General features: G+C 50.2%; 8 protein-coding genes and 1 pseudogene. 6 read left to right on the top strand and 3 right to left on the bottom strand.

From position 1 onward, the window contains the following. The first annotated feature begins 1,685 nt into the window (after positions 1 to 1,685). The 5 genes and pseudogenes from MXE41_RS00780 to MXE41_RS00765 all read left to right on the top strand — a co-directional run bounded on the left by MXE41_RS00780 (position 1,686) and on the right by MXE41_RS00765 (position 13,020). The gene (locus tag MXE41_RS00780) at positions 1,686 to 3,776 is read left to right on the top strand and encodes a methyl-accepting chemotaxis protein (protein WP_247099032.1); all 2,091 of its coding nucleotides are present in this window, start codon (positions 1,686 to 1,688) and stop codon (positions 3,774 to 3,776) included. A 1,472-nt stretch (positions 3,777 to 5,248) separates the two neighbouring features. Continuing rightward, complete coding sequence (locus MXE41_RS00775) at positions 5,249 to 7,246, top strand: methyl-accepting chemotaxis protein (RefSeq protein WP_247099031.1); 1,998 nt, start codon at positions 5,249 to 5,251, stop codon at positions 7,244 to 7,246. 2,996 nt (positions 7,247 to 10,242) lie between these two features. Further along, positions 10,243 to 11,070 (top strand): annotated as a pseudogene (locus tag MXE41_RS13175) (cache domain-containing protein); the annotation flags it as partial. 33 nt (positions 11,071 to 11,103) lie between these two features. Then, positions 11,104 to 12,246, top strand: a complete 1,143-nt coding sequence (locus MXE41_RS13170; protein ID WP_348647402.1) for a methyl-accepting chemotaxis protein — start codon at positions 11,104 to 11,106, stop codon at positions 12,244 to 12,246. Between the two features lie 609 nt (positions 12,247 to 12,855). After that, positions 12,856 to 13,020: a hypothetical protein gene (locus MXE41_RS00765; RefSeq protein ID WP_247099029.1), complete on the top strand. Its 165-nt coding sequence runs from the start codon at positions 12,856 to 12,858 to the stop codon at positions 13,018 to 13,020. 1,018 nt (positions 13,021 to 14,038) lie between these two features. Here the strand turns inward: MXE41_RS00765 and MXE41_RS00760 are convergent. From MXE41_RS00760 to MXE41_RS00750, 3 genes are all read right to left on the bottom strand, one after another. After that, positions 14,039 to 14,443 carry a hypothetical protein gene (locus tag MXE41_RS00760; RefSeq protein ID WP_247099028.1) on the bottom strand — a complete coding sequence of 135 codons (405 nt, stop codon included), beginning with the start codon at positions 14,441 to 14,443 and terminating at the stop codon, positions 14,039 to 14,041. A gap of 398 nt (positions 14,444 to 14,841) precedes the next feature. Then, positions 14,842 to 15,534 (bottom strand): response regulator, encoded by a 693-nt coding sequence (locus MXE41_RS00755; RefSeq protein WP_246978417.1) that lies wholly within the window; start codon positions 15,532 to 15,534, stop codon positions 14,842 to 14,844. A gap of 611 nt (positions 15,535 to 16,145) precedes the next feature. Continuing rightward, the gene (locus MXE41_RS00750) at positions 16,146 to 19,535 is read right to left on the bottom strand and encodes an ATP-binding protein (RefSeq protein ID WP_247099027.1); all 3,390 of its coding nucleotides are present in this window, start codon (positions 19,533 to 19,535) and stop codon (positions 16,146 to 16,148) included. 3,187 nt (positions 19,536 to 22,722) lie between these two features. Between MXE41_RS00750 and MXE41_RS00745 the strand changes: the two genes are divergently transcribed. Beyond that, a complete protein-coding gene (locus MXE41_RS00745) occupies positions 22,723 to 23,049 on the top strand; it encodes a helix-turn-helix transcriptional regulator (protein WP_247073968.1) in 327 nt (108 codons plus the stop codon). Positions 23,050 to 23,174: the final 125 nt, after the last annotated feature.

The raw sequence follows: 23,174 nt of genomic DNA, 5'->3' as shown, positions 1-23,174 counted from the left end.
AGTCTGTCAAAAGGCAAGTCCACTCCTGTCTCTTACAGCTTCACACTAAATCGCATGAGCAGCATGAGGGTTAGTAGATTGTTTGAGTACGTCATACGAAACTACTTTATGAACAACTACGAGCCAACAAAGGCATAAATAAGCCAATATTTGGCGAATACGCCTCAACGCCTAACACTGGTTATTTTAAAAGTCAATTAATTTCAATTATTTTTGAGAGGCATATCCTTCATCGGTTTGCCGTAAAGTATAATACGGAATGCTCTGTGTTCACTTGTGCACTGCACGCTATTGCGATAATGCATGCCCTTCAGGCTTATAAACAGACTGACCTCAGGCGTGCCTGAAAGCTTTACTGGAGCCCCGGTCAAGCTTAATAATACTTTTTCACAAGTAAACACTGGCGCGATTTGCCCCTGCTATCAGTAGTGAATTATGCCCGTACCTCCATGCCACATGTTGTATAACGGGTATAAGCGACACTGACCATTCCTGCGCTTCTTTCCATGTCATGTTCATGTATGAAGGGCTGATGCACCAGTAAATGTAGCGGCATAAACTGTGTGATCGGCCTTACTCTAGTGATGCCCTGCCTGCCTGAATAATTCACATGCATCAGGGCTGTATGGCTCTGAATATTGGCTATAAGAACTGAGCATAAAGAGCAAAGGGACTGCCTGCAGCTTAAAAAGTCATGTTCATCAGGCCCCTGTTCAGTACCAGTACCTGATCATCTGTTGCTGACCACTCCGTCATTGCCTTACGAGAGCAATGAGTTTCAGACAAACAGTATTTTCAGACAACAGAAATTCTGACTAATAACATAAGCGCTCAGTCCTCACCTGGTCCTGATGGCTGTCCATAATCTTTGAAGACCACTACGGTTACCTGGGATTGCCTGTGTACCTGCCTTATGCTGTGCTGCAATCCCTCTGAATCCCAATACACGCTGTTACCAGCATTACAGCAGTGACAGCAGCAAAAGCCCAGCCCCTGCTCCTTTGACTCACATCGAGCACATGCTGTTCCTTATTCCTGTTAAGCCCGTTGAGCCTGTGCAGGCTTTATAACTTACGAAGCTCGTGAAGCTCATTAAGATCAAGGCCAGACAGAGCAGGCTGGCTAAGACTTCTGTCATGGTCATGGGGTTATGGAGCTGCACTCCTGCATACACGCAGTTATTTAATTAATCTGTGTGACTGTGAGGGTCATGTGTCCCTCCTCTGCACTGATTAAAAGCTTTTCTTTGCAGTATCCAATGCCGTACTTAACTCGGTCATTGCAACCTGTATGCAATGATTGACGCAGCACCGGCAAAGAACTGTTTCCTTTTAGTTTTGTCCTGGGTCTGCTGCATGATGCGGACCTTAATACAAGGTGTTATACAACCTTTACGCTGTGTAAGCTTATCTTCACCCTTTCCCCTTTTATGGCGCAGTCAGTGCGCCATGGCGGCGCCATGCCAGTCAGGCATGGTACCAGTACTCAGCGTCCTGCCAGTAAGGCACAGTGCCTGGGCTCAGCAATGCCTGGGTACAGCAGCGTCCGGCACAGGTGCTGCAGCAGCATGAAGCCGGTCCATTGTGCTGGCCGACTCCGTAAGGAGACGCCTGTTGCGGGCTGGCTGACTGTTTTTTGGAGAATGTGAAAGATAGGCACAGCATGTTCCTATGTGAGGAGCTGACATGTCAGCGCTTAATAACAATTTGTCATCAAGTGCCCCATCCTATGCTGCCGAGTCTGCAGGCAGCTCCGCCAGTGCCGGCAGTGCCGGCGGTGAGCATCGCAGTTCGCTGGTAAAGCGCATTGCTGCTATTTCTGTAGCTGCAGCTCTGCTGGCTTTTATTTCCATCACGGCTGTGTTCTACCGCATTTCATCGGCACTGATTGAAAATGAAATCATTATCAAGCAGCTTCCGGCTGAAACCAGTCTGATCGCCAGCAATATCCGCGCACAGATCGATCCTTATATCCATCTGTCCCGCTCCATGGCAGGCTCCGTATACACAATTGACTGGATGAAAAAAGGCGAACCTGATTCAGGTCAGGCTCTTTTTGAGTCCAACAGCCGTTCCCTGCGTGAACGCAACAATCTGTTCTCCACCTTCATGGCCTCTTTCGTAAACAATGTCTACTACTTCAATGGCAAGAGCAATGGCGCTCTTGATATTGACGGTCGTGACTCCTGGCTAAAAGGCATCATGAACAGTCCTGATGAATTTGTTCTCAACATGGACAAAGACAGAAACACAGGCAATCTGGCACTGTTCGTCAACTACAAGATGTTTGATGACCAGGGCAAACTCATTGGTATTACCGGCGCTGCCGCACAGCTCAATGTACTCAAGGAAATGATTGCCAGCCAGAAACTGGGCAAGACAGGTGAGTTCTTCTGCATTGATGAAAGCGGTCTGATTCAGCTGCATGCCAACCAGAGCTACATTCTCAATACCAATGTTAATGAGATTGAGCCGGGCATGTTAGAAGTCATCAAAAATACGGTAGACAATCCAGGTCACTCGTCTTTCTTTACCTCACAGAAAGATGGCCAGGACTATATCATCGTAGCCATCAAAGACCCTGAGCTTGACTGGATTATCGTAGGACGTCTGCTTGAGTCAGAGGTTATGGCCCCGCTCAAGAACATTCTGATTCAGTCCACCATAGTCATTATGGTAATGATTGTGGCCCTGTTGATCTTCAATTCCTATATTTCCCGTATTCTCAACCGCAGACTCAATCTGCTGCAGCTTAATATCTCCAATTTCTCCGATTACTTTGAGCGCAAAACCGGTTCGCCAAATCTCAAGCGCGCCAGTACCAATGATGAAATTGGTGTAGCCGTCCAGACCCTGTGTAACATGGGTGACCGTATCGAGGCCGGCCTTAAGGACAATATGGCTGCCATGAATGCTGTACAGGAAACGATTGACAACGTAAATCAGGGCAATCTGCACTCCCAGGTAGGCTATCGCAGTCAGGATCAGTACATTTCCGTCCTTATTGACTCGCTCGATCACACCATTGCCACTGTGAATACCGTTATTACCGAGGCCTCCACTGTTCTTGGTTCCTATGCTCAGAACAACTTCACCGCCCGTGTTGAGAGCCATGGTTTTGAAGGTCAGTACCACAGCCTGATGAATGGCATTAACCGTCTGGGTGAGGCCATGTGTGAGCTGCTGCGTGACCACAAGGAGCTCTCAGATGATCTAAAGGTCAAATCAGGTCAGCAGACTGAGGCCGTATCCACAGTAGCTTCAGCTCTCAAGCAGCAGCTGTCCCTGATTGACGGTACTCTCAATGCTACCCGCACCATCACCGACTCCAATGTCGAGGTAGGACGCCGTACCAATGAGATTGAGGAAAATGCCTCCCGCATTCAGAATGTGGTAGCCACTATCCGTGAGGTAGCCGAGCAGACCAATCTGCTGGCCCTTAACGCTGCCATCGAGGCTGCCCGTGCCGGTGAGCATGGCCGTGGCTTTGCCGTGGTAGCTGATGAAGTACGCTCTCTGGCTGGTGTTACCCAGAGCAGCCTCAATGACATTATCTCCATCTCGGAAAAGCTCATTGAGAACATCCATACTCTCAAGTCTTCAGTACAGACTCAGGCTCAGTCCATTGAGCTTATTGAGCACTCCTCTGATGAGCTGCGCAGCAACAGCCAGAACAACGCTACTCTGGTAAATGATGCCCAGAACATCACCCTTGAGCTCGACGCCATTGCCGAGCGCATCTCCCACGAGGTGTCCTCAAAGAAGTTTGAGGTCTGACGGCCCCACCGGCCACAGTTCAGCCATGGGCATGGCAATGCCCATGGACATGGCAATGCCCATGGCCATGGCCATGGCCAAGACCACGCATGTCCGGTTTCAGCCCCACGGCCATATGATCCGAACCTGCCCATGCCCCTTCCCCTGCCCCTGCCAGGGATTTAGCTGCAGGGCAGAGCAGATACAAAAAGAGCATTCCCGATGCGCCTGTATTGGGAATGCTCTTTTTTCATGCGTATATTTTTTGAACAGTTGTGCGCACAATGCTCATAAAAGTGTCAGACCTGCGGACGGCCCTGTTTTATATGCAGTCATAATCAGGCCTTAGTAGCACCTGTCTGATGGCTGTAATATTTGCTGTTCCCTGATCACAAATACGGAAAAGAAAAGTAGCTAAAATCGCCCGGACTAATATAATGCTTTGTTCAATTAGACAAACTGACATAAAGGCCAGACTGACCTGACGGTCAGCAAAGACCTGGACCAGCAACTGACCAGGCCACATACTTCAGAAACCGTGCTGTTTAATCTCTGTGAAAATTCAGCAGGCAGTTCATCTGTTATACACTGGTATCAGAGCAGTCTGCTGGCAGTCATGACCGGTCTTACGCAGGCCTGACGCAGGGCTGACGCTGACCTTAGGCAGGCCAGACGCAGGGCTGACGCTGGCCTTAGCCAGGCCAGACGCTGGTCAGGGGCTTGCCTGACGTCCTTGCGCAGTGACCTGCGTGGACTGCAAAAGCACTCAACTATGGTTTTATCTTATGGGGTCAGACTGATTCAGCTCATTAAGGTCCACGGTCTGTACCTTAAAAAGAATCTTAACTGCAGGAAGCTCCGGTCAGGTGCACTGCAGATTTTGCCTTTGTACTTTATTTTGCTCTTCGCTGCTTTGTAGTGCAGCGGGCATTTACCGTGATGCCATGTGCAGAGCCCCAAGCGGCCTGCATGACATGCTTTAAACTGTTTTCTATGCTGTTTGTAAAAGAGCTGGTAGCAAGCCATGCTCAACGCAGTTCTGTATGCAACATTCAAAAGGTTTTGTAACGTGGCTGCAGATGACACACTGTCAGTAGCCGTAATGAATTATTGTAGTTACCTTTCCAGTTTTTCCCTGCAGGCCCGTCCTGCTTTTGTTTTATTTACCCCGTACCACTGCTCCGGAGCTGCCTTGCTGCTCCTGCACTCATAATTTTAAGTACTGCAGTCGCAGGTGCAGCTTCAGCTGCGCATCGGCGGCATCGGCTGCGCATCTGGTGCGCATCGGGTGCGCATCGGGTGCGCAGGCAGCGACATGTTAAGCAGGCTGTCCGCATAATGCGTGATGCAGATGCCGGTCAGATACTGAAATTATGATGTCTCTTTTCTTCCTTTGTAAAGCGGCAGCATCTCAAGGCCATGTAACATGATGGAACATGGCTGTGGTACGGATACATGCTTAACTCTTATATCTTCCATCTTCAGGAGCCGTCATGGTCAGAAATTCTCTGGTCCGTCGCATCGCCTTTTCCAGTGTCCTGTCGAGCCTGCTGGCAATTATAGCCATCACGGCCGTTTTCTATCAGATTTCGGTATCGCTTATCCGTCAGGAAATTCTCCGTGAGAAGCTTCCGGCTCAGGTAAGACTGGTGGGGGCCAATATCCACGCTGAGATCGATCCCTATATTCAGCTCTCCCGATCCATGGCCCGTTCCCGCTATGTCATCAACTGGATGCAAAACGGTCATGATGAGGCCGGCTGGAAACTCTATCAGGATGATGTGGATACCCTGAAAAAAGAGTATGGCCTGTATTCTACTTTCCTTGCTACCTTCACCAAAAATATCTACATCTACAATGGCCGCAGTGAGGGCCCTCTGCAGTTCCAGGGACGTGACGCCTGGCTCAATGAAACCTTGCAGAGCCCTGAGCGCTACGTAGTTAACACTGATGTGGATGATGTGACCAACGAGCTTGCCCTGTACATCAACTACAAGGTTTTTGATGACAATGGCAAGGTAATCGGTGTAGCCGGTGCATCAGCCAATATCAACGATCTCATTTCCATGATCTCCCGCATGAATCTCGGCGGTGGCGGTTCTACTTTCTGTATTGCTGACGATGGTGTTGTTCAGCTTCACTCCAATGCCAAATACATTCTCCAGGCAAAGACTGATGACATCTACCCTGGTCTTTACTCAATTGTCAGGGACATTGTTTCCAAAAAGAGCAAGATCCCATATGCTGCCTACACAGATCCCAAGGATGGCCGGGAGTACATTGTTCAGGCTTACCGTGACAATGAGCTTGAGTGGACCATTATCGGCATGATTCCACGTGAGGAAGTTACTGCCCCTCTGCTTCTTATTATTGAGTCTGCAGGTGTGGTCGGTCTGCTCACCATCATCATGATCGCCATCTTCAACTTCTTCATCTTCAGACTGCTGCGTGGTCGTCTTGCCCTGCTCTCTTACAACATGAAGGCACTGTCTGACTTCTTTGACCGCAAGACCACTGCGCCTGATTTCCGCCGTGCCCGTGTCCCTGATGAAATCGGCGATACCATTGATACCATGTGCAGCATTGGTGAGCGAATGCAGGCTGGTATTACTGACAATGTCAAGTCAATTGACTCGGTACAGAAAGCCGTTGATGACGTAGGCTCAGGCCGTCTCAATACCAGGGTGGAATATACTCCTCAGGATGACTATGCCGCCGCTCTGGTAAGATCCTTTAACGGCACCATTGCCAGTGTAAACGACCTGCTCAGTGCTGTTATGGATCTGCTCCACCAGTTTGAGAACAATGACTTTCGTGGCCGTATGGACTCCTCATCTGCTCAGGGTACCTACAAGGAACTGATAGACGGTATTAACCGTGTGGGTGAGGCCATGAGCACAGTGCTGGCTGCCGACAGGGCCCTGTCAGACTCCCTGCGTCAGAAGTCCCAGCAGCAGACTGTTTCTGTACAGGCTATTGCCAAGTCCATTGAAGATCAGCTGCGCCTTATCGATAACACCATGGCCGCTGCCCGATCCATTACTGACTCCAACGAGGAAGTAGGTCACCGTACCAGAGAGATTGAGGATAATGCTGCCCGCATCCAGAACGTGGTGGCCTCCATCCGTGATGTGGCAGATCAGACCAATCTGCTGGCACTCAATGCTGCCATTGAGGCAGCCCGTGCCGGTGAGCATGGTCGTGGCTTTGCCGTAGTAGCTGATGAAGTACGAGCTCTGGCCGGTGTCACCCAGAACAGCCTTAATGACATCATCCAGATCTCAAGCCAGCTCATTGAAAACATCAACACCCTCAAGAGCTCAGTACAGTCTCAGGCTCACTCCATCACTATGATTGAGACATCATCCGAGGATCTGCGTGCCAACAGTCAGAGCAACTCCAACCTGATTGCCGACACTCAGAACATTACTCAGGAACTCGACGAGATTGCCGAGCAAATCAGCCAGGAAGTCTCCCACAAGACCTTCTAAGTACCGCGCCCACCCGGGCCACAGCACCGCCGCCCTGGCAACATGCCGGGCGGCCGCTACCAGGGCCACAGTGTTACCACTGTGGCCCTTTGTTTTGTCTGCAAAACCACTAATCAACGGCCCAGCATGCCGCCCTGCCAGCTGCCATGCCTGCTCTCGTGCCGATGGTCATGCCGTCTGCACTGCCAGTTGCCCGTCAACCAGACTGACATCCCCTATACGACATAACGCTTTACAAAATTAATAATCTGTCTGTATTTTTTCAGCAGTTCATTATTATCTTTGCCTGCCAACCATGGCGGCATCATCACGTAACCTTTACAAAACATATTACAGATTAATCTGTTCAACAGTGCACGTTGAACGATTGCGCAACTTAAGGCCACCGATATGAGCTCATACCATGCCTGTGTGTGTCATGCCACACCACATCACATCACACAATACCTGCCACAGCGTGCCAGCCTCCTGCACCTGTCTTAATGCCCGAACCTTGCCATACAAATCCAGCCAGGCCAAGGCGTATGTCGAAATATTAGCGCCCTGCTATCCCCGTATCAATGGCGATGTCTGGGGATTAGTGTTTTACTTTCAGCGCCCTGCAATATTGGCCATGCTATCCCTTGCCTGCCAAGGAAGCTCTGCGCTCCCGAACAAACAGGGAAATGGACGCGAGAATACTGACATTACTGCCCAGCCTTTCTTAGCTCATATCAGTTTACATAATTAAAGGTAAAGCGTTTTTACAGAAACAGGCATTTTGGATTTCAGAAACAACTTGCGGCTCAGTCCCTATACTCAACTGCACTCCAGCAGCAGACTCCTGTAGAGGCAGCAACGCCGACTCGCATCGAAAACACAGGTACACAGCTCCCTCCCGCAGACACCTTAGCGGCTTTTGCAGCTGACGATGCTGATAGAGCTTCAGTTGCTGTTACAGTTGTATACGCATTTGAAGATGCTTCATAAATTAGCTTATGACCTTATGGCGGACGGCAGCGCATCCAGTCACAGCTCTGCACATATGCAGGCAGCCGCCCTCATGTCATTAAATGGGATGCAATGCGCTGCAAGGCAGCGCGACGCCAGACAATGCTATGCAATGCGCTGCAAGGCAATGCTGTGTCATGTCACCCCTCGCCACTGCAGATGAGTTAAGGATTTATCACCTGCTCATGCTGTCCTCACCGATAAAGGACGCCACGGCAGTCAACCCATGTCTGAAAATGATATACATGCGTGAGTGGCGGAGAATATCAGATTAATCGGCAAGCCGTTCATTTAGGGGGTTTTGGTGCTGTCTGGCAAGGTGTAGCCGCTTCAGAAGCAAGGGCCAGTGCCAGCCACGCAGCGCAGCTTTCAGATAGATGGCTGAGTGGCTCCGCACTTACAGAGGTAAGTCAGGCAAGGCACTGCACATGGTGTAAGTACGGGACAACAGCCGGTCAGGTGCAGATGCAGATGCAGATTGGGCAGATGGGAGCGTGGCGTGCTGAGAGCGGGTTAAGCGGGGCGGTAATGCTTCATATGGGTATGCCGCGTTGCCTGGCACTGTTATGGCTGAATCATATGGTCATTCATCTGACTTGCGGGATGCTCTCTGGTCTGTTTGAGAAAGGAGAACGCAGAGACTCTATGGCCTGAAATTATGGCAGCAAAAGATGGAAGTATATTTCGTATTTTGGGCTGGATCTTTACGCACATGTATTCAAGTACTTTTGGAAAAAACGGTCGGTTTTATGTATCAAGAGCACTTGTAGTACAAGATATTAATGGCATGATTTTATGAATGGCCAGATTGCCCTTTATATGCGCAAAAGGCATAGTTATCAGCTTTATTAGGTAATATCTATATTGTGACCAGTACTTGCACGGCAGTTTTGAATGCCTAGATATAAACTTTTTATTGAAAATGTGCCCTGATACGTACTTTAGGGTTTGATTTGGCGTTATCATATGCTCCGCCAGTTAGCGAAAATTATTTTCATTTTTTTACTCTGAGGCTCTCATTTCTCAGAGCTGATTACAGGCTAAATGCTGCAGCAAAATGTTGCACTGCTGCCGGAACTGTCCACAATATGGACATGGTTAATGATTACTGGCTCCCCATGGCAAAAGGCCTCTCACGTGCCCTGTGGCACCTCCGTGGTCAATGTCGCATAGGTGGTCACTGCTGCGTCATGGTCCAGAGCGAAGTATGTGTTCATGCGCGCATATGATGCCGGTGCCGTCATGACAGTCTGAGCACTCATTCGACAATGCCTGATTTCTGAAGTTTCAGGCACTCATACTGTATATCCCGTAAGGCTGAGTCCTTGCAGCCTCAAAGAACGTTTACTGTAGGAAATTAATAACGCTGACATCCCTTAAGAGCATTATGGCCTTTGGCACGTCGGCTGTGCTGTTTTGCTTTTCCTTGCAGCTGCAGCTGAACATTGCTGACAGACACCTGTACTTGTGTGTTTAACCTTACTGTCTCAGGAATTACCGGGTGGGATAAGTATTTTCTCCAATCAGTAAAGGCACTTTACTGTAAGTGTCTGAGGTCCTGAGCAAAGAGTAATGAGCGCGTCTGTGCTCATGCCGCTGCGCGGCTGGAGCATGTGACAGCGGCACAGGTGCCTGCAGCTTAAGCTGCTGCGCTGCGGCTGCGGCAGCAAATGCTGTATGGCAGCCGGACGGCATGGCTGCAGCACAGCTGAAGAACAGCTGCAGCAGATCCGCCGCTGGGCGGTGCCTGTCATAAGTTCATAGTGCGCGTTTAATTGATGCTCAGGAAACAGGAAACAATCGCCCCACAGCCAGGTTATGAGGCTTGCCGCACAACGCGGCTGTGGAGTGACAAACCTTGCTGATGCAGGCTGACTGCAGTACCGATCAGACAGACAACGATCGACATACAGAAAAGAAAGAAGCTGCTGTGTGAGCACTACAGCTGCCGGCAGTACGTATATTGTGGTTGTAAAGATTGCGCAACAGGCGCAGTGGAGCTAGTCATGGCCTCTGATAACAAACAGAAATCCCTGGTCAAAAGGATCTCTGCCATTTCCACAGGATCTGCAGTTCTGGCCTTCGTAGTGATCGCCGCCGTGTTCTTCATGGTCTCGACCTCACTGATGAAAGAAGAGATCGTACACAAACAGCTGCCTGTAGAAACCCAGCTTATTGCCGGTCATATCAAGGCAATGGTCGATCCTCACATTGCCCTGGCCCGCTCCATGGCCACCTCAACCTATACCATTGAAGCTGCCCGCCATACTGCAGACAAAGAGCTTATTGGCGCTTTCTTTAAAGAGCGCGAGTATATACGTAAGAACTACGGCCTGTACTCATCATTCCTTGCTACTCTGGTCACCAGCGAATATCTGTACAATGGCGAAAATATCGGCAAGCTGCAGATGAATGGCCGTGACTCCTGGATTCAGGCTGTTTTCAATCACGAAAACGACTATGTGGTAAATGTCGACTTTGACAGCTTCAAAAAGCAGCTGGTCATGTTCATCAATTACAAGGTTTTTGATGAGAGCGGCAAGCTTATCGGCGTTACCGGAGCATCAACTGAAGCCAATGAGCTTATTACCAGCATCAGCAAGGAAAAGCTGGGCGACAGCGGCACATTCTTCTGCACCAATGAGCAGGGCGTAATTCAGCTTCATCCTGTTCAGGAATACATTCTCAAAAAGAAAATCGATGATGTGGATCCGGGCATTTTTGCAGCTGTACAGCGTGCTCTGAACAGCCCGGACCACAGCACCTACTACACCTCATCTGTCGATGGCGAGGAGTATGTGGTAGTAGCCGTAAAGGATCAGACTCTCGACTGGATTATTGCCGGCAAGGTCTCAGTAGATGAGGTCATGGCCCCGGTTCGTCTCATGCTCTTTGAGACTTCCCTGGTTATTCTGGTAGCTGCTGTGCTCTTCCTCATGCTCAGCCTCTATCAGACCCGCATTCTTACCCGTCGCCTGAGCCTTCTGAGCATCAATACCAGTGCCTTCTTTGACTTCTTCCAGCATCGTACTGAAAAGGCCAGGCTGATCCGTGCCCGCAATCTTGATGAAATCGGTACTGCTGTAAATATGCTGTGCGACATGAGTGAGGCCATTGAAAAATCCATGATCGATAACAGCAAGGCCATCGCAGCTGTTAAAAACACCATTGATGAAGTCAACAATGGTCACCTCGACTCCCGCGTTAACTACAAGTGCCAGGATCCTTATACCAGCACTCTTATTGAGTCCCTGGATGAGACCATTGAGACCGTTAACCACGTTCTTGATAACGCCGTATCTGTACTGGAGAGCTATGCAGGTAACGACTTTACCGCGCGCGTGGACAACAACGGCTATCAGGGCCGTTACCAGTCACTGCTTGAGGGTATTAACCGTGCAGGTGAGACCATGTGCCAGATGCTTGAAAGTCAGAAGCACCTGTCAGATGACCTGCGTGTCAAATCAACCCAGCAAACTGATGCCGTCAATGAAATCACTGAGGCCCTTAACAACCAGCTGATGCTGATTGATAACACCATGACTGCAACAGCCAACATCACCGACTCCAATAAAGATGTAGGTGAGCGAACTGAGCATATTGCCAACAATGCCGCCCGTATTCAGAACGTGGTTGCCTCCATTCGTGATGTGGCTGATCAAACCAATCTGCTGGCGCTTAACGCTGCCATTGAAGCTGCCCGTGCCGGCGAGCATGGCCGTGGTTTTGCCGTGGTAGCTGACGAAGTTCGCGCTCTTGCCGGTGTCACCCAGAACAGCCTTAACGATATCGTGCAGATTTCAGACAAGCTTCTTGAGAATATCCGCACCTTGCGCAACTCAGTGCAGTCCCAGACCAGCTTCATCAATGAAATCGAGGTCTCAGCTGATGAGCTGCGCACCAGCTCTCATGGCAATGCCTCACTGGTAAAGGGCTCGAGCGAAATTACCATGCAGCTTGAATCCATTGCCGACTCCATTGGCCACGCCATTTCAGACAAGCGCTTCTAGCCCGCCCTGCCATGCCAGACAGGCAATGCCAGGCAAGGCCAGACCATGACAGCCACTGCCAGGCCATGCCATGCCATGCCGGCCCCGCCATCCTTCGCCCGGCGGACAGGCCCGATCAGCCGGCCCTTTGCTGGACCGGCGGGGCTGGTCGTTCGATAGGCTGCAAGGCAAGGCTGTCCCTGGCAGGAAGCACGTTTAAGCCTCTGGCTCGTGCAAAAGCCATAATGATTTCACTGCGCAGCCGCCAGGGCTCACTGAGCTGTCGCTCAGCTGCGCTGATAACCTTTTCTTTTCTGTTGTACAGGTCGCGCCCCACCGGGGTCGCGGCCTTTTTTCATTCTGAACACTCACCATCAGGGCCGCCTGTCGCTCAGAGCACTTGCAGCCCTGTCATCACTGCATTTGCGGCCCACCCTTCGTATGCCTGAGGAGTGTACGCGCCGCTGAAGCCGGTCGTGGCTTTGTTACGGTAGCCGATGAGGCTCGTGCCCTTGCAAGCGCCCCCAGAACAGCCTCAACAACATAATCTCCCTTGACAGGCAGCTGCTGCAGAACACCGGTACACTCAAGCAGTCTGTTCAGGTTCAGACCAACTCGATCAGCCTGATTGTGTCTTCGTCTGATGCCCTGAGCGTCAACAGCCGTAACAATGCCAAGCTGATTACTCAGACCCGTGCCGTATATCAGGAGCTTGACAATATGGCTAACCGCATACCTGCGACGTGTCCTCCAAGAGCTTCTATTAGCATCAGCAAAAATCCATACCACAAATGACATGACAGCCTCAGCTGCCAGCAAAAGACCGCTTCCTGAAAGTACAGAAGGCGGGCTTTTCACTTTATAAAACACATTGCAAAGAAACATACCACTGAACACATCGCATTAAGCTATTGCATTGCGCTATACAGCATTGATCTGTATAGCATCGCGCTGTAATATCCCCGGCAGTTGCTCTCTATTCAGCTCCCAGCATAACGACGTAGTGCACGCTCTCACACCGCTGTACACCTGATTCTCCTGATAAGATCATGCATTGCTGTGCTGTGCTGTGCAGTTACAGGCGAGAATAGACAGACTCATACTTTGCCATTCATCACGACATTCAAACGACGTTCATCACTGTCAGCATCCTGCGTTGTCATTCGTCCAGGCTCCTGTACGGGCACTCGCTGCGGCATAAATGCACTCCAGTGGACTTTGCTGCGCAGTCGCCTGATATCAGTAAGCCCTGCCGTTGGCTAAGCTTGACTGAAAGCTGACTGGAGTATGCCAGATGGCTTAACTGGAGCCCTGTATCAGCTGACGATGCGGTTGACTCCTCAAGAGCCTCTCCCTCTCCATCTGCATAAGAGTCAGCAAAAGCACTGCAGCTGCTTCTTCACTTTACATGCTGCAGATAAAGCAAAGGCAGGAATACTCCTGCCTTCTTTGTCTTATGTTAATGGCTATCAAGGTAAGTCATGTCAGCTGCAGCCTGTCCTGGTGAGCTGATGATGCTTCCGGACTATTCCCAGCCGCGTTTTTTCCTGTCACACACTGCATTGTCACGCTGTGCCATGCAATGCCTTTTGTAATGCAGCACGGATAATTCATGCTACTGCGTGCAGCTGAAGCTGCTTCATGCTACTGCGTGCTGCCTCAGCTGCTTCTTGCTACTGCGTGATGATTCAGCTACTGCGTTATGATTCAGCTGCTGTGTGATGCTTCAGCTGCTTAAGTTACTTCATGGCGCATCATGGCACTTCCCTGTATGTTGGCGCTGCGGCTCACAGGTCTGGGTGCCGGGCCTGGGTCACCTGGTGGAGCCGAAGTTGCGCAGGGCGTTCCACATGCCCTTGACTGCCGCACCGGCGGCGCAGGCCATAATCATGTATTTAAAGCTCTGGTAGACCATTACGGCGTGCTTGAGATTGCTCTCAAAGACCTCTGGCTCAATGCCTTCCTTGTTGGCATTGATATACATGAGCTCGCCGTAAAAGGCCCATGGAATAAGGGCAATAGCACCAAAGAATACGGCTGATGGACGGCGCTTTTCCTTATGAAGCAGCATCATGCCGTAGAGCAGCCAGGCTGAGGCGACAGCGAGCACTGCATATTCAAGTATGCTCTGGGGAGTAAGCGGGGCACTGATATAGGCCACGGCATAGAGGGCTACCATATATGAGCCATTGAGCATGATGGGACGATAATCTTCCATCTTAATAAATCCATGAATACTGTTGCTGTGCAGCCGGGCAACCTGAACTCATCAGGTAATCCCACGGCGGCAACTGCCATAAAAATGAACCCGGCATATGCCGGGCGGTTATCTGTCCTGCGCCATGCTGTCATGTTCACTGGCGCTTCCACTCTCATCAGGCCTGCCATGCATTAACTCAATCTGACGCAGTTGCAGATCGCGCTATCATGCTGATCTGTCTGGCTCCATCAGGTACTGCCATACTGCAGTTTCTGCACTGGTCTTGTGCCGGTACAGGATCGCTCTGTGGATAGCCACAGCGTGCCTTTGCCAGGCATGGCCTGGTATGGCCTGCTTTGCAGGTCTGCTGTGCAGGTCTGGCATGGTCAGGTAATTTGCAGGGGCCTGGGCTGTTATCAGTTGATGACCAGGCGGTAGCCTACACCTGTTTCGGTGATAAGAATGGCCGGTGTGGATGGATCATCTTCGAGCTTGGCGCGCAGACGGCCCATATAAATGCGCAGATAGTGAGGGTGCTCTACATATTCGGCGCCCCAGACACGCTGCATAAGGTAGCGCTGGGTCAGTACCTTGTTACTCTCGGCAATCATTGCTGTAAGCAGGCGCATTTCAATCTTGGTCAGGTGCACCATCTGATCGTTCTTGGTAACGATCATCTTAACGGTATCAACAGTTACGTTGGTGCCCAGGTTGATAATGGAATTGTCGGTATGCTCCTTGAGTATGGTCTGACGGCGCATCTGTACGCGGATACGGCCCAGCAGCTCGGAAATACCAAAAGGCTTGGTTACATAATCATCAGCGCCGCTGTCCAGGGCCTGCACCTTCTGCTGCTCATCAGAGCGGGCGGAGAGCACGATAATAGGCACCATGGAGTAATTGCGCAGCTCCTTGATTAAAAAGAGACCATCGCCATCAGGAAGACCAAGATCGAGAACTACCAGATCAGGGGTGCGGGTAGCCGCTTCTATATTGCCCTGTTTAAGGGTACTGGCAGTGTAGACTGTATATCCCTCGTCCGTAAGCACGGTGTATAAAGTCTTGAGAATATGCTCTTCATCTTCAATAACCAGAATAGTAGCGCTCATAAGCCTGTCTCCTGAGCAGTAGATTAATCACGCCACAGCAGCTCCGGCCTCACGGGCTATGCTGGTGCAGCCCCTGTAATGTATCACGTCAGTCGACTTTTGTTAAAGCCGCCTGCACCGACAAAACACTTTTAAGGCCTAATTCTCAAAGCTCATCACACTGTACGCCCCGACCAGCAGCACTTACACGGCTATTTCACAGAGAAATTCAACTTTACGGCACAAAGCCCGGCCCTGCTTTCATCAGCCCTGCAGTTTTCAGTATGCAGTGCCGTGCAGATCTGTCGCATGCCAGGCGCATGGATGGCGCCTGGATGTCTTATACCTCACGCCTGTTCAGATCATGTATCTTTCATGCTTTACTTATGGCATAGAGCTTCATCTGTGCTTAAGGCATGGAGGCAGGACGCCCAGTCAATTGATGCTGCTGACGGTGCCGCTATGGGACCATACAGCTTCAGCAGAAGCAGCGTCAGCGCACAGCAAAGGTCAGGGCACAGGCTCCTGTGCAGGCAGCATCTGGTCAATGCAAGGCGGGAAGCATGTCAGGATGCATTGAGGGAGGCATGGAGCAGTGCAAGGCTGAATTCCTGCTGGGACGCTGTCTTTGCCTAACCAATGATGATATCGTCCCACTTACCTTTCTTGCGAGGGCCGCCACCGGCGGCCTCAGGGGCGGCACGGGCTGCAGCCTGTGCAGCTTCAGATGGCACATCTGTGACTGCAGCTGACGAGTCATCTGTAGCGCTCATGCTCATAAGAGCAACATCATCAGGGTCATCGGTGCTCATTACATCACTGGCTGCTCCGGCAGAAGCGGCTGCCGCAGCGTCAGATGATGCGGCGGTGGTGGATGGTGCTGAGGCTGCTGTCTTTGATGGCTGTTTGCTGAGCGGGCTGTCTATGTCGGCATCACCAGAGGCCTCAATCTTTTTGAGCATGAGATCCTCGTCATCAAGCTCTGGAGGAGCCACGTATGGCAGAGCCAGGGTAAAGCAGGCACCGCCCATGTCTGAGCGTGATGCCGTGATTTCAGCATCGTGGACACTGGCAATGGTCTTAACAATGGCAAGACCAAGACCAACACCTGCTACATGGCTTTCTTTCTGGCCACGTTTGAAAGGATCGAAGATCCTGCTGGCTGAGCCATCATCAGGCAGGCCCGGACCATTGTCTGAAATGGCCATGGTCACTCTGCCATCTTTGAGGGCTGCGCTGATGACAATCTTTGAGCCCTCTGGGCAGTACTTGGTGGCATTATCAAGGATATTGGCCAGCACGCGCTCGAGCAGTACAGGATCGCCATAGAACAGCGGACACTCAGGATCAATGGCTGTGCTTACCTCATAGCGCTTGAGTCTGTCCTTGAGTGTGGCCTTGGCCATGCCTATAAGCTCATCAGCCGGGATCCAGGTCTTCTTGAGGGTTACCGAATCATTTTGCAGACGGGCCATTTCAATGAGATTGCTCATCAGGGTAACAATACGCTGGGAGCTGTCCACGAGCTCGCGGGCCTCCATCTCGGCTGCGGTCATATCCTGTTTGCGGATGCGGTTAAGCAGAGTCTCGGCATTGTTCATAAGCGATGTCAGCGGAGTACGCAGATCATGAGACAGAGACTGCAGCAGTGAGGTACGCAGACGGGCAGCCTCCATATTCATCAATGTCTGGCGTGACTCCTCCACTGAGCTCAGACGCTCCAGTGTCTGAGCGGTAAGACTCATCAGAGCCAGAATCACACGCTGAGTGCCCGGATCCGACCAGCGCTCTCTTACCGGCAGCTGCAACACGGCCACGCCCAACACAGCTGTAGGAATGACCAGAGGCAGGTAAATATTGTTGTCGTCAGCGCGCAGCGGTGGCATCACTCTTTCGTTGCCAGGCCAGGTAAAATTCAGATCAGGCAGCAATGCGGCCTCTTTTCTGTTTTGCAGACACCAGTGCACTACCTTCTCATCAACATTATCAAGACGGGCCTGCTGGCGGGTAAGAGTCTGATCCTTTTCATGGTAGCTCCAGAACTCACACTCAATGCCCAGATTGGAGTGCATGGTTGAGGTCATGATATTGAATACAGCACGTTCATCCACTACTGAGGCCATGTTACGGGCAGCCTCATAGAGCATGCGCGTCTGCTGCTCACGCATATTGGCCTCAAAGGTCATTTCCTGGCGGTGAGAAATAAGACGGGCAGCAACCATGTTTACAATCAGTATTACCAGGAATGACCAGAAATACTGAATATCACGGGCAATGAGCGATCCGCGTGGCTCTACCATCCACAGGTCAAAGAAGAAGATGGAAACAAAGGCCGACAGCGAGGCTGCAATGGTGCCGTAGCGTACTGAGAAGTAAAAGCTTAGCAGCATATAGCCCATGGCAAAGTTGGTACGGTGTACCATGCCATACAGAGGGTAGAATATGCCTGTGAGAACGAGATTGCCCAGCAGCACCTGCCATATACCCATACTGCGGCCGTCACTGCGGCGGAACATACTGGTAAAGCGGTGCAGCAGTGGGGGCACCTTGACCTGATAGGCCAGAGAAAGAATGCTCAGCTCAGGGGCAATTTCCTTGAGAGAGCGGGACACACGGGAAAAACGCCACTTTCCCGCTGGAATAATGGCCACAATGGACAGATTATGCGAACGGGCATAGCCACTGACAGCCTGAGCATAGGATCCGGTTACAGTATCGGTAACAGCACCAAGTGACTGGGCAAAGTTAAGCATTTCATTGATGGCAAGGCGCTCACGTGAGCTCAGCTCATTTTTCTTAACCCATATGCAGTGCCAGCCTCCGGAAAGAGTATGGGCAATACGGGCAGCCTGACGTATGGCATCAAAGTCAGTTACATACTCAAGAACCAGCAGCAGGCCGAAATTAGTGTCACGTACTGATGAGTGAGGTGTTATATGGCGGCTGAGCTTGGCATCACTGTCCACACGTGAGGTCATAATTCGCATGGTCAGCTCACGCAGGGCAATGAGGTTGCTCTTCTTGAAGTAATTGTGATGGGCTTTCTCCAGAGGCCCGGTCATGGTCAGTTTGCCTGAGTTAAGACGGTCAATGAGGTCATCTGGAGTAAAGTCGACAAGGCGGATTTCATCGGCACGATCAAAAATGCTGTCAGGAACGGTCTCAGCTACCTCAATACCGGTAACACGGGACACAATATCCTTCATACTGTCCAGATTCTCAATATTGAGAGTGGAGTAGACATTGATGCCCTCATCAAGCAGCTCATCTATATCCTGCCAGCGCTTTTTATGCACAGAATAAGGCGGATTGGTGACAGGCATAACATCAACGAGCACAGTATCAGGACGGCGCATGATAATACGTGCAATGTCCAGCTTGTCGTAGGCAAAGCCGTTGGCGCTGACCTTCATGCGCTCGATGATTTCAAAATTGCTGACCAGACTGGAAATATCAGCTCTGTTCTGATTTTCAATCCAGCCAATCACAATATCTTCGCCCTGACGGCTCTTTTCAGCAGCCTCAGAGAGCATGGCAAAGGTCTTACCTACACCCGGTGCCGCACCAAGGAAGATCTTGAGCTTGCCACGCTCATTACGGCGCGGCATGATGCTGGCCCCCTGGGAGTCATCGCTGTCTGCAGATCCGCAATCATCTCCCCCGTCCCCATATCCCGCAGCATCATCACTACCGGCACCAGCATAGTCATTATCACTGTCTGACAGTGCCTCAGCCCTGTCTCGTCTCATTTTCATGGAGCCCTGTGAACCATCTCCATTGACAGATCCATCACTCATCCCCTGACCGGCAGACACGCACTCAGCTCCCTTTTGGTCAGCCGGACCTGCAAAATTGCCGGCCGGAATAAGGCAGCTGTAGGCATCATCCATATCGGAAATGCGGAAGTCATCAGAGTCATCAATATCGGCAGGACGTACAGCACCGGCCTCCATCTGCTCAAGCTCTCTGAGCTTAAGTTCCTCGAGGTTCTGAGGACGTTTGTTCCTGCCGCTGAATGACATAATCACCTCTGTATAAAAATCCGTATCTTTCAGGCCCGCCCCAGCCACACAGGGCACACGACCATCATACCCTGCGACCGCACAGACAGCGGCGGCAGCTGACATGGAATCAGTCATTGGGAATTGCCCCTGCGCCTGCATGGGCGGGCCTTACAGTGCCACTACAGGCAGACAAGGTCAGGCAAAGACCTGAGACAGGCCTGACACTTTGCTCCTTTTGAGCCTTAACTGCGGCCTCAAAGGATACTTATGACCACATAATAAGGTCAGCCACATACCCTGTAAAGGCAGTACCTGTTAAGCACAATCAGCACCGGGACTGCGAACATCACAGCACGAGCTGATAACGCTGTATTTACACACTCCACTCCATGAAAACATATGACCTGACGGCCCGCTTACCCCACTTAAACCACAGACCAGCTCTGAGCCGGGCAACAAGCGCCTCCCGCCCGGAACAGAGAGCCCTTAGACATCTGTGCAAACAGACCACAGGCAACGGCAGCGGCAACAGCAACGACAACGACTGTCCCGCTCAGGTAAGCCTGATGCAAACAATATAAACAGGATGGATGAGGCAGTGAACAGTTGAGTATCGCAATAATGGTATCTGTACTGTACTGGAATGTACTGCACTGAACAGGCTCTCAAACAGTCCGCCGTGGGGAGCAGCCTGTCATGAGCAGGCAACCAGGAACGGTCCAAAGGAAACAGGCACTTTAGCACTTTATGTATGTATACAGAAGGGAAAATTGCGTCAGCAGCTCAAAACGATACATTTGTAAATATAGAGATGAGAATGACACATTTTGAACAATGCGATTTGTATGGGAAAGGTGTAAGAAAAAAAGGTATATAAGGGATGGATGGCGAGTGCCTAGATAAATAATTTTGAGGGGAAAATGAAATTTTTTATTCAGGAGGGTGTACTATGACAAGGAAGCCGCGAGCTGAGAGCTGAAGAACGTCCTGCCGCTCATCATGAAGTTTGACTGCAAAGTCTACGCACAGAGCAGTTACCACTGACAGCAAGCAGGCTCACGACAAACTAGCTCTGCTAAAGAAAAAAGAGGCCCCTCAGGTGCCGGACTGCTCAGACTGAGTTAGAAGTCTGCAGCCCTTTACAGCATGTGAGAAATGAACACCAAGGCCTCATTTGCTCTAGCATTGGTTAGCGTTTAGCTAGTGAGTGCATTGTAGAAAAGCACATATATAATGTGTATTAAGATTCACTGAAAGCGTGTAAACGAGATATAAAAATAAAAATAAACAGGCAAAAACTATGGTCTTAAAACCATTACTGCCTGAATACCAGGATAACAGAGAACCCCCTAATATAAGCCATTTACAGACTCCTGCCACTGGCTCATCCTGCTGAGCCTGTCTGTAAAAAAAATTTACATCGTTTACATTCAGCCCCTACATTTTTACTGAAAAAACAGCTCTCCCACCCCAAATATTGCACCAGGTTCATCAATATGAGCCCCAAACACAGCTTTTGCCCTGAATAAGCTATTTAAAGCCATAAAACTGTCGATGAACAATCATGTTCTCAGGACCGATCCGCAACATGCTGTTTACATCCTCTGACAGCATTTACCAATTCCCATATATCTCACTCACCTCAAACTCCCCGCACTCTTCCCACCAGGCAATGGCCAGTCAATACGGGCAGCACCGGTCAAGGCGTTGACTCCATACATCGGATGGAAGTCCGGTGAATAACGGGAATTCCCAAAATCGACCTGCCTATGACAGCAACCAGTCTTTGCCAGCTGCCAACACTCCGTTTACATCACTACAGCACTTCGTCAGCTGACAACACTCTGTTTGCAGCAATACCCGGCCTTTGCCAGCCCCAAACATTCTGTTTGCAGCAATACCCGGCCATTGTCAGACGCCAACATTTTGTTTACATCACTCCAGCACTTCGTCAGCTGACAACACTCTGTTTACAGCAATACTCTGCATTTGCCAGATGCCAACCTTTTGTTTGCAGCAATACTCTGCCTTTGCCAGACGCCAACCTTTTGTTTGCAGCAATACCAGGCCTTTGCCAGACGCCAACCTTTTGTTTGCAGCAATTCCCGGCCTTTGCCAGACACCAACATTTTGTTTACATCACTGCCCGACATTTCCCTGAACAACCACATAAATGTAAACAATCAGCCCGGGCTCCGGCCATTTAGCTCATCTATATATCAGCCCCGTTCATGTAGCTGAACACCTTGTAAATAAAGAGGCAACACAAACAGCTGGACTATCCCTGCCAGCCGAACGACTTTAGGCCCATCAGGCCTTACGACTTACCACAGTGCTGCATGTATGGCCAACTGAATTGACTTATGGACAGATAAACGGATGGCAGGTCGGATGCACGGATCGTCGGCTAGCATGTACAAGCTGCTTTGACACACTCCAAATCCCAGCACCTGTTTACACTCCATGCAGTGACGATCCAGCCCCTGCTTTGGCCCATGTTCGTGCAGGCTCTGACATACCCTAAGCGTTATGCCGCACCAGACGCAGATAAGTCAGCTCGCTCCCACAATAAATAAGCAACCAGGGATCGGGCGGCAAGAAAGAGAATGGTCTGCGGGGCAACGGCTGCCAGGTGCAGACATGTAAGGAGCAGAAGAGGGATGCGGTCAGCTTATTTACAGGAATGATCTATTACCGTACAGTCTCATACAGATAAGCAATACATGACAATGTGAGTAGCTGACTGGCCGATAGGGAAGAGCGGCGCTGGCCTATTGGCTTTTCGATTGGCTGGCTGTGCTCAGGGGCAGCGCAGTTGGCGCCATAAACAGGGGGACGCTCAGCGGGCAGCGCAAAGCTGACATGATGGTCTTGATGAGGATACTTGCTTTTGTGTAAACTGGTGGTAAGGATACTCAGTTGGATATCGAAAAGGTGAACAGCAGAAAGGAAGGTATGCAGGAAACCGCATGTAAATCACAGATGTGGTGCTGGATACACGATTGACGGCCCATAATAAAATCCCTTTTTTTTCCAAAAAAAGACTGACTTATTTGTGAATATTAAGAAGAAATTTAACTTCATCACAAAGATCAGTCTTTTTTATTTAAAAAAACTATTATACAGTGGATAATCTGCTAAAGCTTTAACCAAGTTTATCCTTGATGGCACTATTCTACCATGGAACAGAGTTAAAGGGGTTATTATGGTTGTTATTAAATGCACAAACTGGTATAAAGAACTTGATGTTCCTACCAGAAAGAAATTGGCAGCCTGCTGTGGGATCCAGAAGAGTCATTTAGATAAAATATTTAACTCTAAGCGGGAGCCAACTTTAGAAACATCCCTTGTTGTTATAATGTTTTCTCAAGGGTATATCTCTATTGACGATATGATGCCATCTCTTCGAGATGATCTGAAATGTTTCATAAACTCTTTGAGAGTTACCCCAAGGAAAAGAGCTAGAGCGACACCTGTCTGTGCCGCTGATTCCAGGAGAACAGTTCATGATCAAAGAATTACAAACATGTAATATATACGCCCGCCAGGCGCTTTCAACGCGGAGAAAAGACAGATGTTTCCTGACTTGTATCGGATGCATCAAGCTTTTGGCATGCGCCTGTCAGGCGCATGTTAGATTCACGTACTGCGTCAAGT

It is taken from the genome of Anaerobiospirillum sp. NML120449 (assembly GCF_023051105.1).
In the GTDB taxonomy this organism is placed as follows: Bacteria; Pseudomonadota; Gammaproteobacteria; order Enterobacterales; family Succinivibrionaceae; genus Anaerobiospirillum.
The sequence above is the reverse complement of the archived record's forward strand: the minus strand, read 5'-3'. Positions and strand labels throughout refer to the sequence as shown.

What these genes read in the sequence shown, in the direction of transcription:
- MXE41_RS00760 (WP_247099028.1), bottom strand. Translation starts at nt 14,443, where the DNA reads ATGGAAGATTATCGTCCCATCATGCTCAATGGCTCATATATGGTAGCC.
- MXE41_RS00780 (WP_247099032.1), top strand. Translation starts at nt 1,686, where the DNA reads ATGTCAGCGCTTAATAACAATTTGTCATCAAGTGCCCCATCCTATGCT.
- MXE41_RS00745 (WP_247073968.1), top strand. Translation starts at nt 22,723, where the DNA reads ATGGTTGTTATTAAATGCACAAACTGGTATAAAGAACTTGATGTTCCT.
- MXE41_RS00775 (WP_247099031.1), top strand. Translation starts at nt 5,249, where the DNA reads ATGGTCAGAAATTCTCTGGTCCGTCGCATCGCCTTTTCCAGTGTCCTG.
- MXE41_RS00755 (WP_246978417.1), bottom strand. Translation starts at nt 15,534, where the DNA reads ATGAGCGCTACTATTCTGGTTATTGAAGATGAAGAGCATATTCTCAAG.
- MXE41_RS13170 (WP_348647402.1), top strand. Translation starts at nt 11,104, where the DNA reads ATGGCCCCGGTTCGTCTCATGCTCTTTGAGACTTCCCTGGTTATTCTG.
- MXE41_RS00750 (WP_247099027.1), bottom strand. Translation starts at nt 19,535, where the DNA reads ATGTCATTCAGCGGCAGGAACAAACGTCCTCAGAACCTCGAGGAACTT.